The organism is Streptomyces tropicalis (genome assembly GCF_029269835.1).
Lineage (GTDB): Bacteria > Actinomycetota > Actinomycetes > Streptomycetales > Streptomycetaceae > Streptomyces > Streptomyces tropicalis.
In genome coordinates this window covers 89,814-110,430 of the sequence record NZ_JARJBB010000012.1, presented here as the reverse complement: position 1 = coordinate 110,430, position 20,617 = coordinate 89,814, and the positions used below count along the sequence as shown (strand labels likewise).

General features: G+C 75.7%; 17 protein-coding genes and 1 pseudogene. 11 read left to right on the top strand and 7 right to left on the bottom strand.

Features of this window, described 5'->3' with window-relative positions; genetic code table 11:
• Positions 1–131: 131 nt before the first annotated feature.
• Positions 132–572, bottom strand: coding sequence for an SPW repeat protein (locus tag P3H78_RS22415; RefSeq protein ID WP_276110887.1), 441 nt, complete (start codon positions 570–572; stop codon positions 132–134).
• A 301-nt stretch (positions 573–873) separates the two neighbouring features.
• On the opposite strand from P3H78_RS22415, the gene P3H78_RS22410 reads away from it, so the two are divergent.
• From P3H78_RS22410 to P3H78_RS22390, 5 genes are read left to right on the top strand one after another with little or no spacing between them, the layout of a single operon-like run.
• A complete protein-coding gene (locus P3H78_RS22410) occupies positions 874–2,196 on the top strand; it encodes an NAD(P)/FAD-dependent oxidoreductase (RefSeq protein ID WP_276110886.1) in 1,323 nt (440 codons plus the stop codon).
• On the top strand, positions 2,193–2,924 hold the full coding sequence (locus tag P3H78_RS22405; RefSeq protein ID WP_276110885.1) for a DUF1365 domain-containing protein: 732 nt from the start codon (positions 2,193–2,195) through the stop codon (positions 2,922–2,924). Before P3H78_RS22410 ends, P3H78_RS22405 begins: the two co-directional genes overlap by 4 nt.
• A complete protein-coding gene (locus P3H78_RS22400) occupies positions 2,921–4,192 on the top strand; it encodes a class I SAM-dependent methyltransferase (RefSeq protein ID WP_276110884.1) in 1,272 nt (423 codons plus the stop codon). Before P3H78_RS22405 ends, P3H78_RS22400 begins: the two co-directional genes overlap by 4 nt.
• The gene (locus P3H78_RS22395) at positions 4,189–5,523 is read left to right on the top strand and encodes a class I SAM-dependent methyltransferase (protein WP_276110883.1); all 1,335 of its coding nucleotides are present in this window, start codon (positions 4,189–4,191) and stop codon (positions 5,521–5,523) included. The genes P3H78_RS22400 and P3H78_RS22395 overlap by 4 nt, the downstream gene beginning before the upstream one ends.
• Positions 5,520–6,326, top strand: a complete 807-nt coding sequence (locus P3H78_RS22390; protein WP_276110882.1) for a DUF1295 domain-containing protein — start codon at positions 5,520–5,522, stop codon at positions 6,324–6,326. The genes P3H78_RS22395 and P3H78_RS22390 overlap by 4 nt, the downstream gene beginning before the upstream one ends.
• A gap of 99 nt (positions 6,327–6,425) precedes the next feature.
• On the opposite strand, the gene P3H78_RS22385 is transcribed toward P3H78_RS22390, so the two are convergent.
• Both P3H78_RS22385 and P3H78_RS22380 read right to left on the bottom strand, forming a co-directional pair.
• Positions 6,426–7,178: an anti-sigma factor gene (locus P3H78_RS22385; RefSeq protein WP_276110881.1), complete on the bottom strand. Its 753-nt coding sequence runs from the start codon at positions 7,176–7,178 to the stop codon at positions 6,426–6,428.
• Entirely contained in the window at positions 7,175–7,759 is a 585-nt protein-coding gene (locus P3H78_RS22380; RefSeq protein ID WP_276110880.1) for a sigma-70 family RNA polymerase sigma factor, read from the bottom strand. The genes P3H78_RS22385 and P3H78_RS22380 overlap by 4 nt, the downstream gene beginning before the upstream one ends.
• A 291-nt stretch (positions 7,760–8,050) precedes the next feature.
• On the opposite strand from P3H78_RS22380, the gene P3H78_RS22375 reads away from it, so the two are divergent.
• Positions 8,051–9,088 (top strand): MerR family transcriptional regulator, encoded by a 1,038-nt coding sequence (locus tag P3H78_RS22375; RefSeq protein WP_276110950.1) that lies wholly within the window; start codon positions 8,051–8,053, stop codon positions 9,086–9,088.
• Positions 9,089–9,427: 339 nt separating this feature from the next.
• Complete coding sequence (locus P3H78_RS22370) at positions 9,428–10,669, top strand: NAD(P)/FAD-dependent oxidoreductase (RefSeq protein WP_276110879.1); 1,242 nt, start codon at positions 9,428–9,430, stop codon at positions 10,667–10,669.
• A gap of 47 nt (positions 10,670–10,716) precedes the next feature.
• Here P3H78_RS22370 and P3H78_RS22365 read toward each other — a convergent pair whose 3' ends face one another.
• The 3 genes from P3H78_RS22365 to P3H78_RS22355 form a co-directional block, all read right to left on the bottom strand.
• Positions 10,717–12,222: a cryptochrome/photolyase family protein gene (locus P3H78_RS22365; RefSeq protein ID WP_276110878.1), complete on the bottom strand. Its 1,506-nt coding sequence runs from the start codon at positions 12,220–12,222 to the stop codon at positions 10,717–10,719.
• A gap of 9 nt (positions 12,223–12,231) precedes the next feature.
• Positions 12,232–13,605: a cryptochrome/photolyase family protein gene (locus P3H78_RS22360; RefSeq protein ID WP_276110877.1), complete on the bottom strand. Its 1,374-nt coding sequence runs from the start codon at positions 13,603–13,605 to the stop codon at positions 12,232–12,234.
• 73 nt (positions 13,606–13,678) lie between these two features.
• The gene (locus P3H78_RS22355) at positions 13,679–15,208 is read right to left on the bottom strand and encodes an SDR family oxidoreductase (RefSeq protein WP_276110876.1); all 1,530 of its coding nucleotides are present in this window, start codon (positions 15,206–15,208) and stop codon (positions 13,679–13,681) included.
• 96 nt (positions 15,209–15,304) lie between these two features.
• Between P3H78_RS22355 and P3H78_RS22350 the strand changes: the two are divergent.
• The 3 genes and pseudogenes from P3H78_RS22350 to P3H78_RS22340 all read left to right on the top strand — a co-directional run.
• Positions 15,305–15,793, top strand: a pseudogene (locus P3H78_RS22350) (MarR family winged helix-turn-helix transcriptional regulator); the annotation flags it as partial.
• Between the two features lie 148 nt (positions 15,794–15,941).
• Positions 15,942–18,086, top strand: coding sequence for an MMPL family transporter (locus P3H78_RS22345; RefSeq protein ID WP_276110949.1), 2,145 nt, complete (start codon positions 15,942–15,944; stop codon positions 18,084–18,086).
• Positions 18,087–18,222: 136 nt separating this feature from the next.
• On the top strand, positions 18,223–18,390 hold the full coding sequence (locus tag P3H78_RS22340) for a DUF8839 family protein (protein WP_498073051.1): 168 nt from the start codon (positions 18,223–18,225) through the stop codon (positions 18,388–18,390).
• A gap of 145 nt (positions 18,391–18,535) precedes the next feature.
• Here the strand turns inward: P3H78_RS22340 and P3H78_RS22335 are convergent, their stop codons facing one another.
• Positions 18,536–19,609 (bottom strand): acyl-CoA dehydrogenase family protein, encoded by a 1,074-nt coding sequence (locus tag P3H78_RS22335; protein WP_276110875.1) that lies wholly within the window; start codon positions 19,607–19,609, stop codon positions 18,536–18,538.
• A 98-nt stretch (positions 19,610–19,707) separates the two neighbouring features.
• On the opposite strand from P3H78_RS22335, the gene P3H78_RS22330 reads away from it, so the two are divergent.
• Positions 19,708–20,082, top strand: a complete 375-nt coding sequence (locus tag P3H78_RS22330; RefSeq protein ID WP_276110948.1) for a YciI family protein — start codon at positions 19,708–19,710, stop codon at positions 20,080–20,082.
• Positions 20,083–20,617 lie beyond the last annotated feature (535 nt).

The following is a 20,617-nucleotide window of genomic DNA, read 5'->3' as shown; positions in this document are numbered from 1 at the left end:
ACGTCGATGCGCGGCAGCGGGCGTCCGTTCCCGCCAGGGGCCGGGGCTCGCCGGCCGCCGGCCCGGCCGGGCCGGTCCGCCGTGCGGACCGGCCCTTCGTGCGTCCTCCCCGGCGAGCCGGGGGCCGCGGACTACGGCCGCGGCGTGCTCCGTGCCACCGTGCCCGCACACAGCAGCCCCAGGATCAGGGCCAGGGCGCCGATGACGATGTTGTTCACGACGACGCCGGTGTCGGGGCGGGTGCCCACGATCCACGGCGCCACGACCAGCCAGATCCCCATGGCGCACATCGCCCAGCTCAGGCCGTACATCCGGGCCGGCGCGGTGGTGAAGCCGAGGGCCAGCAGGCCGATCGCGATCCCCATGATCAGGTTGTGGGTCGCGAGCGCCGGCTGGCTCGCCGTGTAGTGGAGGATCCACGGGGATGCGGCGCAGTAGAGGCCGAGCAGGAACACCGGTCCGTCCACGAGTGCCACATCGCGGCCGCCGAGCATGCGGGCGTACCGCTCCCGCATCTCGGTGACGTCGGGATGGGTGCTGATGTCACCTCTGCCGTGCGAGACGTTGGCCATGGTTCGTCTCCTTCTGAAGTGCAGGCCTGACCGCTGGTGATGCGGTGTGCGGTGAGCGCCGCGCATCCCTATTTTGCTCTTATTTCCCTTTTATGTGTAGAGGTCGGCGAGGTTCCCGCCTCCCGAGCCGGAAACACGGCGGCCCGAGCTGCCACGGCGTCAGCAGCCCGCCCGCCCGGACTCCCGGCCCCCGCCCGGCCGGACCCCGGCGAGGAGCCCGAGGAAGATCGATCCTGCGCCAATCCGCGCCCGCGGCAGCCACGGATTACCCCCGACAGGCCCGGTTCGTGGAGGAGACGCAATGGCTCATACGGTGAGGAAGGGCCCGCACGGCCCGCAGGGGCGCCCCGGCGACGAGGGCGGCACACGCCGCCGCACCGCCGTGGTGGGCAGCGGGGTGGCGGGCCTGACCGCCGCGTACCTGCTCGCCCGCACCGGCCACGTCACGCTCTACGAGGCCGACGGCCGCCTCGGCGGCCACGCCCACACCCACGCCCTGACCTCCGCCGACGGCCGCGTCCACCACGTCGACTCCGGCTTCATCGTGCACAACCGGCGCACCTACCCGCACCTGCTCCGGCTCTTCGCCGAACTCGGCGTCGACACCCAGGAGTCGGAGATGAGCATGTCGGTGCGGTGCGAGGGCTGCGGCCTGGAGTACGCGGGCGCCCGCGGCCCCGCCGGCCTCCTCGCCCGGCCGCGCAACGCCCTGCGCCCCGCCTACCTGCGGATGCTCACCGAGGTCCCCGCCTTCCACCGCGCGGCCCGCGCGCTGCTCGCGCGCGGCGCCGACGACACCTACACCCTCGGCGCGTTCCTCGACGACGAGGGCTTCTCGCCCTACTTCCGCGCCCACTTCATGACCCCCGTCGTCTCCGCCGTCTGGTCCTGCGACGCCGCCACCGCCGCGCGCTACCCGGCCGCCTACCTGTTCCGCTTCCTCGACCACCACGGCATGCTCTCGGTCACCGGCTCACCGGCGTGGCGCACGGTCACCGGCGGCTCCCGCAGCTACGTGGACCGCATCGCCCGGCGTCTGCAGACGGTGCGCACCGCCGCCCCCGTCCGCGCCGTCCACCGGCATCCCGACGGCGCCACGGTCACCACCGGCGACGGCACCACCGCCGACCACGACGCCGTGGTGATCGCCGTCCACCCGGACCAGGCGCTCCGGCTGCTGGCCGACGCCACCCCGCTGGAGAAGGAGGTGCTCGGCGCCTTCCGGTACTCGCGCAATCCCACCCTCCTGCACACCGACACCGCCCTGCTGCCCCGCGCCCGCGGCGCACGCGCCTCCTGGAACTACCTGATGCCGTCCTGCGGCGCCGACGCCGGGCACGTCCGGGTCAGCTACGACATGAACCGCCTCCAGCGCCTCGACGCCCCCGAGACCTACGTCGTCACCCTCGGCGGCGAGGACCGCGTCGCACCCGACCGCGTCCTCGCCCGCATGACGTACGAACACCCCGTCTACACCCCCGAGTCGGTCGCCGCGCAGGCGCGGCTGCCCGAACTGCACACCGCCGTCACGGCCTTCGCCGGCGCCTACCACGGCTGGGGATTCCACGAGGACGGCTGCCGCTCCGGCGTGCGGGCCGCCGAAGCGCTGGGGGTGCGCTGGTGACGGCCATACCCGCGCTCTACCCCTGCACCATCGCCCACGTCCGCACCGCACCCCGCCGGTACACCCTGCGGCACCGCACCTACCTGTGGCTCGTCGACCCCGACCGGCCTCCGCGCCTTCCCCGGCTGCTGCGCCCGCTCGCCCGCTTCGACCCCCGCGACCACTTCACCGGCGACGGGCCCACCCTGCGCGCCGGACTCGACGCCTTCCTCGCCGGACACGGCGTCCACCTCGCGGGCGGACCGGTCGCCATGCTCACCCACGCCCGCGTCCTCGGGCACGTCTTCAACCCGCTCACCCTGTACTGGTGCCACGACCCGGAGGGCGCCCTGCGCTGCGTCGTCGCCGAGGTCCACAACACGTACGGCGAACGCCACGCCTACCTGCTGCACCCCGACGGGGCCGGGGCCGCCCGCACCGACAAGGAGTTCTACGTCTCGCCGTTCTTCCCCGTCGACGGCCACTACCGCATGCGGCTGCCGCTGCCCGGGGACCGGCTGGACCTGACCGTGCACCTGGACCGGGAGGGCGGGCGCGCCTTCACCGCCACCGTGCGCGGCACCCGGCGCGCGGCGACCCCCCGCTCCCTGCTCCGTCTGGCGCTGCGCCACCCCTGGTCCACCGCCGCCGTCTCGGCCGGCATCCGCCGCCACGGCATCCGCCTGTACCTGCGGGGACTGCCCGTGCAGCCCCGCCCCCGCCACCGCACCCCGGAGAACGTGACATGACGACAGTCGAGCCCCGCTGCAGCACCGACGGACCGGTCGGCGCCGTGGACCCGGCCCGCTGGCCCGACGTGGCCGCGCCGCCCGCGTCCTCCCCGCTGCGCACCGCCGTCACCGCCGCCGTCGTGCGCCGGGCCCTGGAACGGCTGCCCCTGCGGGTGCGCTTCGCCGGCGGCGGCACCGCCGGAGCCGGCGGCCCGCTGCTGGAGGTGCACGACCCCCGGCGCTTCCACGGCCGGATCGGAGCCCACGGCCTGATCGGCTTCGGCGAGTCCTACATGGCCGGCGAGTGGGACGCCCCCGACCTCGTCGGCGTCCTCACCGTGCTCGCCGCGCACGCGGCCGACCTCGTCCCGGCCCCGCTCCAGCGGATGCGCGGACTGTGGGCGCAGCGGCAGCCGGCCGCGCAGCGCAACACCCCCGAGGGGTCGCGCACGAACATCAGCCGCCACTACGACCTGTCCAACGACCTGTTCGGGGTGTTCCTCGACGACACCCTCACCTACTCCTCCGCCGTCTTCCGCGGCTTCCCCGCCGACCAGGACCTGCTCGCGGCCGCCCAGCACCGCAAGATCGACCGGCTGCTGGACCTGGCCGGGGTGGCCGAGGGGACCCGGCTGCTGGAGATCGGCACCGGCTGGGGCGAACTGGCGATCCGGGCCGCCGCCCGCGGCGCCCGCGTCACCTCGCTCACCCTGTCCCGGGAGCAGCGAGCCCTGGCCCTGGAGCGGGCCCGCGCGGCCGGGGCCGCCGACCGCGTCGACGTCGCCCTGTGCGACTACCGCGAAGCCCGCGGCACCTACGACGCCGTGGTCAGCGTCGAGATGATCGAGGCGGTCGGCGCCGAGTTCTGGCCCGTCTACTTCCGCACCCTCGACGAGCGCCTCGCCCCCGGCGGCCGCGCCGCCCTCCAGGCCATCACCATGCCGCACGACCGCATGCTCGCCTCCCGCGACACCCACACCTGGATCCAGAAGTACGTCTTCCCCGGCGGGCTCCTCCCGTCCGTCGAGGCCGTCGCGGAGACCGTCCGCGACCACACCCGGCTCACCGTCGCCCGCCGCGACGCCTTCGGCGCGCACTACGCCGAGACCCTGCGGCTGTGGCGGGAGCGCTTCACCGAACGCGCCGACGACGTCGCCGCCCTCGGCTTCGACGCGACCTTCCGGCGCCTGTGGACCTTCTACCTGGCCTACTCGGAGGCCGGGTTCCGTTCCGGCTACCTCGACGTCCAGCAGTACCTGTTCACCAAGGAGGACTCCGCCCGATGACCACCGCCCGCACCCCCCGGCCCGACGCCCCCCGTGGTCTGCGCCCGGGAGCCGCCCACCGGCTCGCCACCCTCGCGCGGGACGCGCTCGGCGGCCCCCTCCCGGTCCGGCTGCGCGCCTGGGACGGCAGCGAGGCCGGACCGGCCGACGGCCCCGTGGTCGTCCTGCGGTCCCGGCGCGCCCTGCGCCGCCTGCTGTGGGAACCCGGCGAACTGGGCCTGGCCCAGGCGTACGTGACCGGCGAGATCGACGTCGAGGGCGACCTGGCCGAGGGCCTGCGCACGATGTGGGCGGCAGCCCGGGAGCGTGGCCTGCACGCCCCGGCGCCGTCCGCCGCCCGACGGGCCCGCGCCCTCGGATCCGCGGTGCGCCTCGGCGCCGTCGGGCCCCGCCCGGCCCCGCCCGCCTCCCAGGCCCGCCTGCGCGGCGGCCTGCACAGCCGGGCCCGCGACCGGGCGGCGATCAGCCACCACTACGACCTGTCCAACGACTTCTACCGGCTGCTCCTCGACGAGTCCATGGCCTACTCGTGCGGCTACTGGACGAGCGAGGACCCCGGCCTCGCCCCCGCCGAGGCGCAGCGCGCCAAACTGGAGCTCGTCTGCCGGAAACTGGGCCTGGAGCCCGGCGCCCGGCTGCTCGACGTCGGGTGCGGATGGGGCGCGCTCACCCTGCACGCCGCCGAGCACCACAAGGCACGCGTCACCGCCGTCACCCTTGCCGCGGAACAGGCGGCGTACGTCCGCGACCAGGTCCGCGCACGCGGCCTGGAGGACCGGGTCGAGGTGCTCTGCCAGGACTACCGGGACATCACCGGCGGCGGCTACGACGCGGTGTGCACCATCGAGATGGGCGAGCACGTCGGCGACGCCGAGTACCCGGCGTTCGCCGCCGCGCTGAGCCGGCTGGTCCGCCCGCGCGGCCGGGTCCTGGTCCAGCAGATGTCCCGGGGCCGGACCGCACCGGGCGGCGGTGCCTTCATCGAGGCGTACATCGCTCCCGACATGCACATGCGGCCCCTCGGGGAGACCGTGGGACTCCTGGAGGACGCCGGTCTGGAGGTCCGCTCGGTGGAGTCCCTGCGCGAGCACTACGTCCGCACCGTCCAGGCGTGGCACCGCACCCTGGAGGAGCGCTGGCCCGAGTTCGTGGCCCTGGTCGGCGAGGAGACGGCGCGGGTGTGGCGGCTGTACCTGGTCGGCGGGGCGCTCGCCTTCGAGGAGCGGCGCATGGGCGTCGACCAGATCCTCGCCGTCCGCCCCACCCGCGAGGGCCGCGGCGACCTGCCCGCGCCGCCCGCCGGCTGGTACACGGGGCTGGAGGAGCGGTGACCGGCTTCCCCTGGGGCGCGTTCGCTGCGAACCTCGCCTGGGCCGCCGCGGCCGCCCTCGCCGTCCTCCTCGTCACCTTCGCCGTCGCGGTCCGCAAGGGCGTGCACCGGGTGGTCGACACGGCCTGGGGGATCGCGTTCGCGGCCGTCGCCCTGGTGACGTACACGGCCTCGGCGGGCCACGGAGACAGCGGGCGCCGCATCCTCGTCACCGTGCTGACGGCCGTGTGGGGGCTGCGGCTGGCCGCGCACATCGCGCGGCGCGGCCGCGGCCACGGCGAGGACCCCCGCTACGAGGCGATGCTGGCGAAGGCCCCCGGCAGCCGGAACCTGTACGCCCTGCGCATGGTGTACCTGCTCCAGGGTGCCCTGGTGTGGGTGGTGTCGCTGCCGGTGCAGGCCGCGCAGTACGTGCCCGGACCGCTCACCGGCGTGGCCGCCGCCGGGACCGCGCTGTGGGCCCTCGGGCTGGTCTTCGAGGCGGTCGGCGACGCCCAGTTGGCCCGGTTCAAGGCGGATCCGGCGAACCGGGGCCGGATCATGGACCGCGGGCTGTGGGCCTGGACCCGGCATCCGAACTACTTCGGCGACTTCTGCGTCTGGTGGGGCCTGTTCCTGATCGCCTGCGAGTCCGGCGCGGCCGCCGCCGTGTCCGTGGTCTCGCCCCTGGTGATGAGCTTCCTGCTGATCCGGGGGAGCGGCAAGCAGTTGCTGGAGCGCCACATGGAGGACCGTCCCGGGTACGCCCAGTACGTGGCCCGGACCAGCGGCTTCCTCCCCCGGCCGCCCCGCCGGACCACCTGACCGGAGCGCCCGGCACGACGGAGGGGCCCGCCGCAGTCCGCGGCGGGCCCCTCGCGTCCCCTGCCGGGTCCGGGGCCGGCCTGCCCGGCCCGTACCGGCTCAGGCGGGCAGGTTCATCAGCGCCAGCGGCGCGGACGTCGGCGCTCTCGAACCACCCCGCGGCTCCACGGTGATGCCCATGGCCGAGGCACCGTCGACCGGGCCCTGCATCACCACCGTCTGGCTGGCCCGCTGCGGATCCATCAGACCCGCGGAGCGCATCGCCCCGCCCTCGGCGAACCACAGCTGGTACACCTTGCCCGGCGGCGGCGCGGCCATGTCGGACGCCACGAACACCGCACGGTCGCGGCTACGGGACACGACGACCGTCCCGCCGGCGCCGCCCGCGAGACGGGCGGTGCGGGAGCGGGCGTCGGGCGCCGCGAGCACCGCCGCCACCTCGTCCGCCCGCTGCGTCTCCTGTCTGGCCGCGGCGCGGGCGTCCTCCGCCCGCTGGTGCTGCCACACCGCGGTGCCGCCGAGAGCCGCCGCCGCGGCCACGCACGCGGCCAGCGCCCATCCGGACAGCCGGCGCGCCCGCAGCGCGGCGCGGGCCGAGCGGACGGCGGGCGACGTGTGCGGCGCATCCTGCCGGACCCCGCCGATGCGCCGGAGCACCTCGTCCTTCATCGCGGGCCGCGCGGGCGCCGTCACGGCGAGGCCGAGGCGGGCCGCGGTGGCCGCGAACTCCTCGACCTCCCGGGTGCAGGCCTCGCAGTCGGCGAGGTGCCGCTCGAAGGCCACCCGCTCGTCGTCGGGCAGGGAGTGCAGGGCGTAGGCACCCGTCAGCGTGTGCAGATCGGCCGTGATCATGCGGTCACCCCCAGGCAGTCGCGCAGGCGGATCAGCCCGTCCCGCAGGCGGGTCTTGGCCGTGCCGAGCGGCAGCGCGAGCGCCTCGGCGACCTCGCGGTAGGTCAGCCCCCGGTAGTACGCCAGGGTGACGGCCTGCCGCTGGATCTCCGTCAGGGTGCGCAGGCAGCGCCGCACCTGCTCCCGCTCCAGGTGGGCCTCCACCTGCTCGGTGACCTGGTCGTACTCGGGGGTGCGGTCCAGCAGGGCGGCCTTGTGCTCGCGGGCGGCCGCGGCCTCCGCGGAGCGGACCCGGTCCACCGCGCGCCGGTGGGCGAGGGTCAGGATCCAGTTGATCGCGGTGCCCCGGTCGGCACGGTACCGGGCGGCCGTGCGCCACACCTCGACCAGCACCTCCTGGGCGACCTCCTCCGACTGGGCCCGGTCGCGCAGCACACTGCGCACCACGCCGAGGACGGGGCCCGCCACGACGTCGTAGACCGAGGCGAAGGCTTCCTGGTCGCCCAGGGCCACACTGCTCATCAGTTCCTGCAGATCCGGCTCGGACGCCGGATTCCTGCCGATGTACACGGCTTCCTTCACGAGGTGGGTCCTTCGGGTGTGCGACATGGCCGGGCGTAATCCGAGGCCGCGGGCACGGCGGATTGGTCCGGGAGGGAAGAGGACGCAAGGGTGACCGTCCGCCCCTCGTCCGGTCCGTTTCCCTGGCGGCGGGCCCGGTGGATGCACCGGCCGGGGTCCTCCCGCCAGGGAATGGTCGCGCACGGGCCGCGCGGCACGTGTGGTTCCTCCCGCGCCGGGTAACCGGCGGGGGCGATTCCCGGACTCGCATCGATTCTGCGTCGTACAGTCGGCGCCATGGAGGTGCCTCCCATGCAGCAGACCGCCGCGGACCGGCCGGCCCGGGCGGACAAGCCGCCGCCGGCCGGCGAGGCGGGGCTGACCACGGGTGCGCTGGCCCGCCGGCTCGGCGTGTCGCCCACCACCCTGCGCTCCTGGGACCGTCGTTACGGCATCGGCCCGGCGGTGCGTGCCGACGGCCGCCACCGGCGCTGGACGCCGCGGGACGTGGAGACGCTGGAGGCGATGTGCCGGCTCACCGCCTCCGGGGTCCCGCCCGCCGAGGCGGCCCGCGCCGCCCAGCGGACGGCGGCACCCGCGGCCCCGGAGACGGCCCCGGCCGTCCCGGTCGCCCCCCGGCCGGTGGCGGCGGCGCGCTCGCGGGCGGCGGGCACGCTTCCCCTGGGTGACGTGCGCCAGGAGTGCCGGGGCCTGGCCCGTGCCGCCGTACGGCTGGACGCACCGGCCGTCGAGCAGCAACTGGGCGCCGCGGTCGAGGAGTACGGCGTCGCCGTCGCCTGGCAGGAGGTGATGGTCCCGACCCTGCACGCCGTGGGCCGCAAGTGGGCCTCGTCCGGCGACCGGTACGTGGAGGTCGAGCACCTGCTGTCCTGGCACGTCTCCACCACGCTCCGCCGCTTCACCCCGCCCCCCGCTCCGGCGGGCGACGCGGCGGCCGACGGCCCGGTGCTGCTGGCCTGCGCCCCCGGCGAACAGCACTCCCTTCCCCTTGAGGCGCTGAACGCGGCACTCGGCGAACGCGGGGTGCCGACCAGGATGCTCGGTGCGGCCGTCCCCGCCGAGGCGCTCGCCGCGGCCGTGCAGCGCCTGGGCCCCCCGGCCGTGGTGCTGTGGGCGCAGGCCCGCTCCACCGCGAGCCTGCCGCTGGCCCGGTACGTCGCCGGGACCGAGTGGGGCGTCAGGGGTGCACGCCGGCACCCGCTCGTGGTCCTCGGCGGACCGGGCTGGACCGGCCGTCCGGTCGCCGGTCTGCTGCGGCCCGGCACCCTGGCGGACGCCCTCGACGCGCTGTCCGCCGCCCGGGCGTCGGCATCCGGCGGGGCGCGCTGAGCGGACGCGCCACCGCCCGGTCCGGCCGCGCGCCGTCCCCCGACGCCACCCCGGGTACGCCACCCCGGCGACCGGCGACCGGCGACCGGCGACCGGCGACCGGCGACCGGCGATCGGCGACCGGCGACCGGCGATCGGCGACCGGCGACCGGCGGGTCGGAGGTCCGGCGGCCGCGCGACGGGCCGGTGCTCCGGCGACCGGACCGCCCGGCATCCACTCGGTCGGCGCATCCGGGGCGCCGCCCGGAGGGGAAACGATCGAGAAACGTGCGCCGCGGCGCACGAGAGCCCTCGCCCCGCGTGCCGCACGGGGCGCCCCGCACACGAAGGGTGGACCCCGTGCCCGCGACCGATTCCCCCGTGGACGTCCTGGTGATCGGAGCGGGGGTCGCCGGGCTGGCCTGCGCCCGCGACCTGCTCGGCTCGGGCCTCACGGTCCGTGTGCTGGAGGCGTCCGACGGGGTCGGCGGGCGGATGCGCTCCGACCGCGTCGACGGCTTCGTCGTCGACCGCGGCTTCCAGGTCTTCAACACGTCCTACCCGCAGGTGCGCCGGCGCCTGACGCTGCGCGACCTGTGGCTGCGGCCGTTCACGCCCGGTGTGCTGGTGCACACCGGCCGCGGGCGGCTGCGGTTCACGGACCCCACCCGCCGCCCGCGGACGCTGCCGGACCTCCTGCCCGGACGGCTCGCCGGCCCGCGCGACCTGGTCGCCCTCGGTCTCCTCTCCGGCCGGGACCTGCTGGCACCGGTCGACCGGATCAAGCGGGCGGCGGACCGCACCACGCGCACCGAGCTGGCCTCCGCCGGCTTCTCCGACACGTTCGTCGAACGGTTCTTCCGGCCCTTCCTGTCCGGCGTGTTCCTGGAGGACGAGCTGGAGACGTCCGGCCGGTTCTTCCACCTGGTGTGGCGCAGCATGCTCCGCGGCACCCTCTGCCTGCCCGCCGCGGGCATCGGCGCGGTGCCGCAGGCGCTCGCCGCGGCCCTGCCGTCCGGCACGGTGCACACCGGGGCGGCCGTCGAGCGGCTCACCGACGACGGGATCCTCCTGGCCGGCGGGGGGACGGCGGCAGCGCGCGCCGTGGTGGTCGCGACCGGCCCGGGGCCCGCCGCCGCGCTGCTGCCCGGCCTGGAGGTGCCGGCCACCCGGGTCGTGACGACGTACTACCACGTGGCGCCCTCCTCGCCGCTGGGCGAGCCCACGCTGCTCGTCGACGAGCAGCGCCGCGTGCTCAACACCTGTGTGCTCAGCGACGTCGTCCCCGGGTACGCGCCCCGTGGCTCCGCCCTCGTCGCGACGTCGGTGCTCGGCGGGGACGGCGAGGGCCGCGAGGGGGCGGTGCGGACGGCGCTCGCCGACCTGTACGCCACCGACACCGGCGGCTGGGAGCTGCTCACCGTCCGCACGGTCACCGACGCGCTCCCGGCGATGCCGCCGCCGCAGCCGCTGCTGCGCACCTCACGTGTCGCGCCGGGCCGTTACGTCTGCGGCGACCACCGGGCCACCGGATCGGTGCAGGGTGCGCTGGCCTCCGGGTCGCGGGCCGCCCGCGAGGTGCTGCAGGACCTGCGGCGCTGACCGCCGGACCCGCCCGCGCCGCGGGACCGCCGGACCGGGCCCGCCGGTCACGGCGGGCCGTCGCCGCGCTCCTTCTCCTGCCGCAGCAGCTCGTCGAGGTCCGCCAGGCGGTCCAGGCCCCGCACCGGACGCGCCGTGCGCGGATTGCGCTCCAGCCGGGCGCGGTGCCGGTGCAGGAAGGCCCAGTACCCGGCGGTGAAGGGGCAGGCGCGTTCCCCGACCCGGTCCGCCGGCCGGTACCTGCACCCCCCGCACAGGTCGCTCATGCGGTGCACGTAGGCGCCGCCCGAGGTGTACGGCTTCGTCGTCATCCGCCCGCCGTCGGCGTACTGGGACATGCCGACGACGTTCGGCACCATCACCCAGTCGTAGCCGTCGACGAAGCAGCGGTGGAACCAGTCCGTGACCGCCTGCGGGTCCCAGCCGCGCTGCAGGGCGTGGCTGCCGAGCAGCATCAGCCGCGGGATGTGGTGCGTCCAGCCGGTGTCGCGGACCTGCGCCAGGACGGTCGCCAGGCACCGCGCGCCGACCGCGTCGGCGTCCAGCTCCAGGAACCACTCCGGCAGCGGCTCACGGTGCCGCAGCGCGTTGCGGTGGCGGTAGTCGTCGCCGAAGTGCCAGTACAGCTGCCACACGTACTCGCGCCACCCCGCGACCTGCCGGACGAACCCCTCCACGCTGTTGAGCGGCGCCCGGCCGGCGCGCCAGGCGGCCTCGGCGCGCTCCACGCACTCGGCCGGGTCCAGCAGCCCCAGATTGAGCGAGGACGACAGCAGACTGTGGCTCATCACCGGATCCGCGGCCAGCATCGCGTCCTCGTGCGGCCCGAATCCGGCGAGCCGGTGCTCCACGAACCGGCGCAGCGCGGCCAGTGCCTCGCGGCGCGAGGCGGGGAAGATCCGCGGACCGTCGCGCCCGACGAACCGCACGCCCTCGTCGCGCTCCCACCGGTCCAGGTCCTCGCGCACCCCGGCGTCGATGTCGTCCTCGCGGGGTCGGTACGGCTCCGGTGCCCCCAGGGTGCGGGCCCCCCGGGGCGGCGGCTCCCGGTTGTCGTGGTCGAGGTTCCAGCGCCCGCCGGCCGGCGCGTCGCCGTCCATGAGCAGGTCGTGCCCGCGCCGCACCCAGCGGTAGAAGTCCTCCTGGAGCAGCCGCCGCCCACCGTGCCCGCCGGCCCAGGCACGGAAGTCGTCGAGCGGGACGAGGAAGCCGCGCGCGGGCAGCACGGTGACACCGTCGAGCGACCGCACGAGACGCAGCGCCGCGTGCGAGGTCGGGTGGTGCACCGTCAGCGGGCCGTCCCCGACGGCCTCCCGGAGCCCCTCGCGGTAGGTCTCCGCCCGTACGTAGCGGACCCGGTCGCCCAGTTCGGCGGCACGGTGGCGCATCGCGGACAGCACCAGGTGGGCCTTGGCCCGGTGGAACCGGCGGCGGCGGAGCACCGAGCGCGCCTCGATCATCACCACCGGTGCGTCCCGGCCGGGGCCCCCGCCGCCCGGGGCGAGGAAGTGGGGGCCGAGCTGGTCGCCGAAGAGCCAGTGGGGGACGGTCATCGGCGCTCCTCAGTCACGGCCGCGGGCCCGCTTGAAACGGGTCAGCCCCTCGGACAGGTCCACGACCGGCTCCGGGTAGCCGAGCGCCTCCAGGTCCGGTCCGCGCAGTTTCCACGGCTCGTGCACCGCCGGCCCCTCGACGGCGGCGAGTTCGGGCACCCAGCGCCGCACGTACGCCCCGTCGGGGTCGTGGCGCTTGGCCTGGGCGACGGGGTTGAGCACCCGGTTCGGCCGGGTGTCGGTGCCGGTGCCGGCCATCCACTGCCAGTTGAGCTGGTTGTTGGCGACGTCGCCGTCCACCAGGTGGGCCAGGAAGTACCGGGCGCCGACGCGCCAGTCCACGTACAGCGTCTTGGTGAGGAAGCCGGCGGTCAGCAGGCGGCCGCGATTGTGCATCCAGCCCTCGTGCAGCAGCTGGCGCATGGCCGCGTCGACGACCGGATAGCCCGTCCGGCCCTCCTTCCACGCCTCGACGTCCTCGTGCGCGGACCGTTCGGAGCGCCAGCGGTCGTGCTGGGTGCGGTAGTCGTCGGCGGCCGCGGCCGGCCGGGCGGACAGCACCTGCCGGTGGAAGTCGCGCCAGGCGAGCTGCCGCACGAACGCCTCCGCGCCCGGCCCGCCCGCCTCCCGCGCCCGGTGCACGAGTTCGACGGGGGAGAGCGTGCCGAAGTGCAGGTGGGGGGAGAGCCGGGAGGTGGCGTCGCCCGCCAGGTCGTCGTGGCGGTCCTCGTACGCGGCGATGCCCGAGCGCAGCCACGCGCCGAGCCGCTTCCTGCCCTCCGCCTCGCCGCCCCGGGCCAGCCCCTCGGCCACGCCGGTCAGGCCCGCGCGGGACGGCAGCTCCTCGGAGCCGACGCCGTCCGGCACGCGCACGGTCCGCGGCGCGCCGAGGGGGTCGCGCAGCTGCTGCTGCGCCCATTGGCGGAAGTACGGCGTGAACACGGCGAAGTGGTCCGAGGCGGACGGGGTGACCGCGCCGGGCGCCACGGCGGTGGTCACCGTCTCGTGCACGTGCAGCCGACGCCCGTCCGCCTCCAGGGCGCGCCGCAGCCGCTCCTCGCGCCGCTGGGCGTGGCGGCTGACGTCGGCGGCCAGGTGCACCTCGTCGGCGTCGGCCTCGGCGGCCACCCTGCACACCTCGGTGACGAGGTCGCCGGAGCGGAGCACCAGGCGGCCCCCGCGGCGCCGCAGTTCGGCGTCCAGGTCGTGCAGGCAGTCGGCGAGGAACGCCAGCCGGTTGGGGGCGGCGAAGCCGGCCGCGTCGACGGCCCGGTCCCGCACGAACAGCGGGACGACACGGCGCGAGCCGTCGAGCGCGGCGCGCAGCGGCGGGTGGTCGTGCACACGCAGGTCGGCGGTGAACAGGACGACCGAGACGTTCATGGTGCGGTCTTTCGGGGCGGTGGCGGACGGGGCGTCGGTGGGGTTCGGGTGTGCGGGGCGGACGGGCGGCGGGTCAGGGGACCGGTGTACGCGGTGCGGTGCGGGCCCGCGGCGCGGAACGGGCGGCCGCCCGCGCGATGTTGCGGGCCATGCCGCCGAAGACGACGGCGTGGAAGGGCGAGATGCTCCACCAGTAGGCGTGGCCGAGCAGCCCGTGCGGATGGAACAGCGCGCGCTGGTGGTAGCGGGTGCGCCCGTCGTCGTCCGAGACGGACATCTCCAGCCAGGCCAGCCCGGGCAGCCGCATCTCGGCGCGCAGCCGCAGCAGCCGGCCTGGCTCGATCTCCTCCACCCGCCAGAAGTCCAGCGAGTCGCCGACCCGCAGCCGTTCGGCGTCCCGGCGCCCCCGGCGCAGTCCGACCCCGCCGACCGCCCGGTCGAGCCAGCCGCGCAGCGCCCACGCCAGGGGGAAGGAGTACCAGCCGTTGTCCCCGCCGATGCCCTCCACGACCCGCCACAGGGCGTCGGGCGGGGCGTCGACGGCGAGTTCGCGCAGATCGGTGTAGAGACTGCCGCCCGCCCAGTCCGGGTCGGTGGGCAGCGGGTCGCTGGGGGCGCCGGGAACGGACGCCGACGACCACCGGGTGGTCACCTGCGCGTCCCGGATGCGCTGCAGGGCGAGCCGGACCGCGGTGTCGAACCCGAACGGGTGCCCCGGCGGGTCGGGCACGTACCGGACGATGTCGCGTTCGTGGCACACGACCTCGTGGCGCAGCGACTCGGTGAGCGGCCGGGCGATCGACGCGGGCACCGGGGTGACCAGGCCGATCCAGTGGCTCGACAGGCGGGGCGTGAGCACCGGCACGGGGACGATCACCCGCCGCGGCAGGCCCGCCACCGCCGCGTAGCGCAGCATCATGTCCCGGTACGTCAGCACGTCGGGCCCGCCGATGTCGAAGGCGCGGTTGACTCCGGCCGGCATGCGCGCGCTGCCGACCAGGACGCGCAGTACGTCCCGCACCGCGATCGGCTGGATCCGGGTCCGCACCCAGCTCGGTGTGATCATGACGGGGAGGCGTTCGGTGAGGTACCGGAGCATCTCGAACGACGCGGATCCGGAACCGATGATCACGGCGGCCCGCAGCACGGTGGTGGGCACCCCGGAGCCCAGCAGGATCCGCCCGACCTCCGCCCGGGACCGCAGGTGCGGGGACAGCTCCTGCTCCGGTACTCCGGTCGGGGTGAGGCCGCCGAGGTAGACGATGCGCCGGACGCCCGCGGCGCGGGCCTGCTCGCCGAAGACCCGCGCGGCGCGCCGGTCGGTCTCCTCGAAGTCGTCGCCGGTGCCGAGCGCGTGCACCAGGTAGTAGGCGACGTCCACGTCCCGCATCGCCGCGGCCACGGAGTCGGAGTCCGTGACGTCTCCGCGGACCACCTCCACGTCCGGTGCCCAGGGGTGGTCGCGGAGCTTGCCGGGGGAGCGGGCCAGGCAGCGCACCCGGTGCCCGGCCGCCAGCAGCTCCGGGACGAGCCGGCCCCCGATATAGCCCGTGGCACCCGTCACCAGGCAGCGCAGCCCCTCTCCCGTGTCCTCACCGTTCATCGGTCCCGGTCCTCCGCGTGTAGGCGCCTTTCGTGATCTCTTCCACCACGACCGTGCCCGCGGATGCGCGGACCGGCGCTTCTATAGGCTGATCGCGTGGCCACAGCAGACGACGCGCGGCGGAGCGCGGGCGGACCGGACGCCGGGGCGGGCGCGGTCGCGACCGGCCTCCCCTCCTTCGCGGTCCGGCTGCGCCGGATGAACGGCGAGATCAACCGCCTGGTGCAGGGGTTCGCGGGCGAGCACGGGCTGCACCCGACGGACGTGCAGGCGCTCGCCGCGATCCTCGACGCGGACGAGCCGATGACCCCGGGGCGGCTGCGCGACCGGCTCGGGCTGACCTCCGGCGCCGTGACGGCCTGCGTGGACCGGCTGGAACGGGCCGGGCACATCCGGCGGGTCCGGGAGAGCGCCGACCGCAGGGTGGTCCATCTGCACTACGCGCCCGAGGCGCGGGCGGCGGCCCGGGACCACTTCCGCCCCCTCGCGGAGGCGACGCAGGCCGCCCGGTCCCGCTTCACCGAGGTGGAGCTGGCGGTCGTGGTGCGCTTCCTCGACGCGATGAACGACGAGCTGACGCTGCGGCCCGGGTGCATCCGGCCCGCGGTCCCCACGGGAAGAGCCGGTGTCCTCTACGATCGCAGCCGAGATGTATCTCAATCATTGAGATTCTTTTCATTTGAGATGTCTGGGAACACGTGAAGGACGCATGTCCACCGGAGTCTGGAGAGAGATGTCCACCACCGCCCGTCGAGCCCGCTGGCTCCTGCCGTTCGTGCTGCTCGCGCTCTGGCTGGGAATCGGAGCCACCTTCGGCCCGTACGCGGGCCGCCTCGGGGAGGTCGCCACCAACGACCAGGCCGCCTTCCTGCCGCGCAGCGCCGAGTCCACCGAGGTCGCCGCCCAGCAGAAGGCCTTCCGCCAGGGCGGGACACTCCCGGCGATCGTCGTGTGGACCGCCGGCGGCGACGCCCCGGTCCGCGGCCGCCGGACCGCCGCCACCGCTGCCCTCGCCGCCCTCGACGGGTCCGCGGACGTCGCAGGCCGGGTGTCGCCCGCCCTGCTCTCCGCCGACGGCCGCGCGCTGGAGGCCGTGGTCCCCCTGCGCCCCGGCCTCGGCGACCGGCTCCCCGGCGCCCTCGACCGGATCCGCGCCGCCGCACACGTCCCCGGCACCACCGTCGTGCTGGCCGGGCCCGCCGCCACCCAGGCCGACCTCGGCGACGCCTTCGCCGGCATCGACGGCCTCCTGCTCGGCGTCGCCCTGGCGACCGTCCTGGTGATCCTGCTGCTCGTCTACCGCAGCGTGCTGCTGCCCCTGGTGGTCATCCTCGGCGCCGTGTTCGCCCTCGGTGTGGCCTGCGCCATCGTCTACGTCCTCGCCCAGCACGGCGTGGTGCGCGTGGACGGCCAGGTCCAGGGCATCCTGTCCATCCTCGTCATCGGCGCGGCCACCGACTACGCCCTGCTGATCACCGCCCGCTACCGCGAGGAACTCGCCCGCCGCGCCGACCGGTTCGCCGCAGCCCGGGCCGCGCTGAAGCAGTCCTGGGGCCCGATCGTCGCCAGCGCCGCCACGGTCGCCCTCGGCCTGCTCGCGCTGCTGCTCAGCGACCTCACCAACAACCGCGCCCTGGGCCCGGTCGGCGCCGTCGGCATCGGCTGCGCGGTCCTCACCGCCCTCACCTTCCTGCCCGCCGTCCTGGTCCTGCTCGGCCGCGCCGCCTACTGGCCCGCCCGGCCCCGCCCCGCCGAGGACCGCCGCGACGGCATCTGGCAGCGCGTCGCCCGGCTCGTCGACCGCTCCCCGCGCCGGGTGTGGGCCGTCGCCCTCGCCGGACTGCTGGCCTGTGCCGCCTTCGCCCCCACCCTCGCCTCCCGGGGCGTGCCGCTGGAGGAGATCTTCGTCAACGACGCTCCGTCCGTGGCCGCGCAGCAGACACTCGGCCGGCACTTCCCCGGCGGTTCGGGCAATCCCGCCGTGGTCGTCGCCGACGCCGGCCGCCTGGACCAGGTCCTCGCGGCCGCCCGGCGCACCGAGGGGGTGGCCGCTGCGACCGGCGTGACGGCGTCCGGGCGTCCCGGCGCCGCCCCGCTCGTCGTCGGCGGCCGGGCGCAGATCGACGTGACCCTGCGGTCCGCGGCGGACAGTGACACGGCCCGGCGGACCGTCGCCCGGCTGCGCACCTCCGTGCACGCCGTCCCCGGCGCACACGCCCTGGTCGGCGGGTACACCGCCCAGCAGTACGACACCCTGCGCACCGCCGAGCGGGACCGCACCGTCATCGTCCCGGTGGTCCTCGCCATCATCTTCGTCATCCTGACGGTGCTGCTGCGGTCGCTGCTCATGCCCGCCCTGCTCGTGGCCACCGTGGCGCTCAACTTCGTGGCCACCCTCGGCGTCTCCGCCCTCGTCTTCCGCAACGTGTTCGGCTTCTCCGGCACCGACCCGTCCGTACCCCTCTACGGCTTCGTGTTCCTGGTCGCCCTCGGCGTGGACTACAACATCTTCCTCATGTCGCGGGTACGGGAGGAGTCGCTGCGGCACGGCGTGCGCGAGGGGGTGCTGCGCGGGCTCGTCACCACCGGCGGGGTGATCACCGCCGCGGGCGTGGTGCTCGCCGCGACCTTCGCCGCCCTGGGGGTGATCCCGCTGGCGTTCATGGTGCAGATCGCCTTCATCGTGGCGTTCGGCGTGCTGCTCGACACCCTCGTGGTGCGGTCGCTGCTGGTGCCCGCCCTGGTCCGCGACATCGGCGCGCGCGCCTGGTGGCCCGGACGCCTCAGCCGCCCCCGCGGGACACCGGGGCACGACCTCGGGGAACGCGGTACGGCCGTGTCCGCCTCCGCCCCGGGAGGAGCCGACCCCGCGCGCTGAAGCTCGCCCAGGGAAGCCGCTCGTGTGCAGGAGGCGCTGTGCGTGGGCATGTTCGCGCCTGCCGAGGGCAGCCGGAATATACACGGTGCAGGGCGTGAGTTCCAGAGCACGGCCGAAGGCGGAGGTGGCGGGCGGTATGAGCGCGAAGGTGTTGGAGCGATTCCCCGCGGGAGCTCCCCGTGGATCCTGGCCGGCCGAGGAGTTCGCGGCACGGCGCCGGGCGGAGGGCGAACCCGCCACAGTGGTGATGGACTTGAAGGAGGACGCCTTCCTGGTCGTCGTGCCGGCTCCCGAGGACGACTGACCGCCCGGTCCTCCGGGGCGGCCGCCGGGAGGACCCGGCCGCCCCGGACCGGCATGCGAACGGGCCCCTGCCGGGGGCCCGTTCGCATGCCGGGCGACAGCGCGGCGCAGGAGGCCCCCGCCGAGCGCCCGCGACCGGCCCCCGCTCAGTCGCCCAGATGGGCGAGATGTGCCCGGCGGACCTCCGCCGTCTGGCCCTGCACCAGCAGGAACAACCCCTCGCGGGCCAGCCGCTGGGCCCGGCTCTCCAGAGCCATGGCGCGGCCGCCTCCGGCCACCAGCGCCGCCGTCGTCGCCGCCCGCATCAGGTCGTAGGACCGGGTCTTCAGCGCCAGCCGCTCCTCGATACGCTCGTGCGGCACCGGGTGGTCCGCCAGCGCGTACGCATCCTCCCGCACCGCATCGAGGCGGGCCCGCAGCGCCCGGGCCGCACCCGCCGCCTCCGGGACGTCCTCCACCAGGCCGAGCGCCGCGGACGCGACGCCGAAGACGGCCGGCGAGGCGTTCGTGTTGCGGGGCCGGTCGAAGTGGGCGAAATCCTCCTGCGGGGTGCGCAGCACCACCGAGTCCTCCGGCAGCCACAGGCCGTCGAGGCGCAGTGACACCGTGCGCGCGGCACTCAGCGCCGCGAGCCGCATCGGCTCCGAGGCGGCGAGTCCCGGCTGCTCGCGCGCCTCGCAGAACGCGAACACCACCTCGGCCGCGTCCGTCACCCCGGCCAGCAGCACCACGTCGTTCAGGCCCCACCCCGTGCACCAGGGCACCGTGCCCTCGAAGCGCCAGCCGCCGCGCTCGGCGATCGCCCGCACCGGCACCCGCGGGAAGGCGCGGACGTGCGCGAAGGCGATCCCCGACAGCAACTCGCCGGTCGCCAGCGGACGCAGCAGCCGCTCGCGCACGGGCCCGCCCGACGCCGTCAGCAGTTTCACCGGGGTGTGGTGCTGCGTCTGCACGAACCACGTCGAGCAGCACGCCCCGGCCAGGATCTCCGCCGTCTCGCGCACCACGGCGGCGGGCGTCGCGGACCCGCCGTACTCCACCGGCGCGCCCACCCCGAGCAGCCCGGACCGCTTCACCGCCTCGATGTGCGAGGCCGGTACGCCCTCCTGGTCGACACGCTCGGCCGCGGGGGCGAGCAGATCCGCGGCGAGCCGGCGGGTGCGGACGACGAGCGGATGCGCGGCCGGGGTCGCGGTGGCCGAAGAGGGCGAAGAGGTCATGGAGGGAATTCTCCCGATCGTGTCGGGCGAGGTGTCGATCCGGGGCCGCGCCGTTCGTGTAGGAGGTGGAACGACGGTACGACGCCGAGGAGGACGTCATGAAGCACTACCTGCTGAGCGTGATCCAGCCGAGCGAGGCCCGGCCGCCCTCGGCCGAGGCGCTGGCCAGGATCATGGGGGACGTGGAGGACTTCCACCGGGCCCTGAAGGAGGCCGGGGCCTGGGTGTTCGCGGGCGGCCTGGACGGCCCGGAGACCGCGACGGTGCTCCGGCCCGGGGGCGCCGAGGTGCTGATCACCGACGGCCCCTACGCCGAGGGCAAGGAGTACCTGGGCGGCCTGTGCCTGATCAAGGCTTCCGACCTGGACGCGGCGCTGGAGTGGGGCCGCCGGGCCAGCCGGGCCACCACCCTGCCCATCGAGGTGCGGCCCTTCCTCCACACGGCCGAGGAACAGGAGGAGGCGTCCCGCTGATGCCGGACGTCCAGGACGTCGAGGCCGTCTTCCGCAGCGAGTACGGCCGTGCCGTATCCGTCCTGGTCCGCTTCCTCGGCGACATCGACGAGCCCGTCCGGCAGTGCCCGCGCCCGGGCAGGCCGGGGCGTACCGGATCCAGGCGGCCATCCACGCGGTGCACAGCGACGCGCCGACGGCCGCCGCCACCGACCGGCACCGGATCCTGGACCTGTACGACCAGCTCACGGCGCTGGACCCCAGCCCGGTCGTCGCCCTCAACCGGGCGGTCGCCGTCGCCGAGGCCGAGGGCCCCGGCCCGGCGCTCGACCTGGTCGACGCCCTCGGCCTCGACGGCTACCACGTCTTCCACGCCGTCCGGGCCGGCCTGATGCACCGGCTCGCCCGGAACACCGAGGCCGTACACGCCTACGACGCGGCGCTCGCCCTGACCGGAAGTCCGGCCGTCCGCGCCCATCCGGCGCGCAGACGACGGGAGATCGAGGACCAGGGCGGCATCGCGGGGGCCGACGCCGCGGTGCCGGGCGGCGCGGGC

Bases quoted from the DNA above. Each gene is read 5' to 3' on its own strand.
- P3H78_RS22410 (WP_276110886.1), top strand. From the start codon at position 874: ATGGCTCATACGGTGAGGAAGGGCCCGCACGGCCCGCAGGGGCGCCCC.
- P3H78_RS22355 (WP_276110876.1), bottom strand. From the start codon at position 15,208: ATGAACGGTGAGGACACGGGAGAGGGGCTGCGCTGCCTGGTGACGGGT.
- P3H78_RS22375 (WP_276110950.1), top strand. From the start codon at position 8,051: ATGCAGCAGACCGCCGCGGACCGGCCGGCCCGGGCGGACAAGCCGCCG.
- P3H78_RS22340 (WP_498073051.1), top strand. From the start codon at position 18,223: ATGAGCGCGAAGGTGTTGGAGCGATTCCCCGCGGGAGCTCCCCGTGGA.
- P3H78_RS22330 (WP_276110948.1), top strand. From the start codon at position 19,708: ATGAAGCACTACCTGCTGAGCGTGATCCAGCCGAGCGAGGCCCGGCCG.
- P3H78_RS22365 (WP_276110878.1), bottom strand. From the start codon at position 12,222: ATGACCGTCCCCCACTGGCTCTTCGGCGACCAGCTCGGCCCCCACTTC.
- P3H78_RS22335 (WP_276110875.1), bottom strand. From the start codon at position 19,609: ATGACCTCTTCGCCCTCTTCGGCCACCGCGACCCCGGCCGCGCATCCG.
- P3H78_RS22385 (WP_276110881.1), bottom strand. From the start codon at position 7,178: ATGATCACGGCCGATCTGCACACGCTGACGGGTGCCTACGCCCTGCAC.
- P3H78_RS22415 (WP_276110887.1), bottom strand. From the start codon at position 572: ATGGCCAACGTCTCGCACGGCAGAGGTGACATCAGCACCCATCCCGAC.
- P3H78_RS22345 (WP_276110949.1), top strand. From the start codon at position 15,942: ATGTCCACCACCGCCCGTCGAGCCCGCTGGCTCCTGCCGTTCGTGCTG.
- P3H78_RS22360 (WP_276110877.1), bottom strand. From the start codon at position 13,605: ATGAACGTCTCGGTCGTCCTGTTCACCGCCGACCTGCGTGTGCACGAC.
- P3H78_RS22395 (WP_276110883.1), top strand. From the start codon at position 4,189: ATGACCACCGCCCGCACCCCCCGGCCCGACGCCCCCCGTGGTCTGCGC.
- P3H78_RS22400 (WP_276110884.1), top strand. From the start codon at position 2,921: ATGACGACAGTCGAGCCCCGCTGCAGCACCGACGGACCGGTCGGCGCC.